Here is an 827-nt window from a genome sequence, read left to right on the forward strand (position 1 = left end):
CGGGGAAATGACCGAATGGCAGAACCGGCCACTCGAGCGCGTGTATCCGGTGATGTTCATCGATGCTGTGCACGTCAAAGTCCGGGACGGTCAGGTCACGAACCGGCCGATGTATGTCGCGATCGGTGTCACCGTGAACGGTGAACGCGACATCTTGGGGATCTGGGCCGGCGAGGGTGGTGAGGGCGCGAAGTTCTGGCTCGCGGTTCTGACGGAAATCAAGAACCGCGGTGTCGCCGACGTCTGCATCGTGGTGTGCGATGGACTGAAGGGTTTGCCGGATGCCATCAACACCGTCTGGGAGCTGGCGGTGGTGCAAACGTGCATTATTCACCTGATACGCAACACCTTTCGGTTTGCATCGCGGAAGTATTGGGATGAGATGGCGCGTGATCTGCGGCCGGTCTACACCGCTCCGTCAGAGTCTGCGGCGAAGGAACGATTCACCGAGTTCACGAAGAAATGGGGTCAGCAATACCCGGCGATCATCAGGATGTGGGACAACGCGTGGAGTGAATTCGTTCCGTTCCTGGACTACGACGTCGAGATCAGGCGGGTGATCTGCTCGACGAATGCGATCGAGTCCGTCAACGCCCGCTACAGGCGCGCAGTGCGCGCTCGTGGACACTTCCCGACAGAGCAAGCGGCCCTCAAGTGCTTGTATCTCGCCACGCGGGCACTGGACCCCACCGGGAAAGGTAAGGCACGATGGGCGATGAGGTGGAAGCCAGCGCTCAACGCGTTCGCGATCACCTTCGAAGGACGCATCACCCCGAACGGAAACTAACCGACGCCAAGGTCGGATCCACCGTTAATCTGACACTCCC

General features: G+C 60.0%; 1 protein-coding gene. It reads left to right on the forward strand.

Translation table 11 applies throughout. From position 1 onward, the window contains the following. On the forward strand, positions 1-787 hold a 787-nt coding region (locus R4P47_RS25045; RefSeq protein WP_317786076.1), incomplete at its 5' end, for an IS256 family transposase. Positions 788-827 lie beyond the last annotated feature (40 nt).

It is taken from the genome of Rhodococcus sp. IEGM 1370, assembly GCF_033142325.1.
In the GTDB taxonomy this organism is placed as follows: domain Bacteria; phylum Actinomycetota; class Actinomycetes; order Mycobacteriales; family Mycobacteriaceae; genus Rhodococcoides.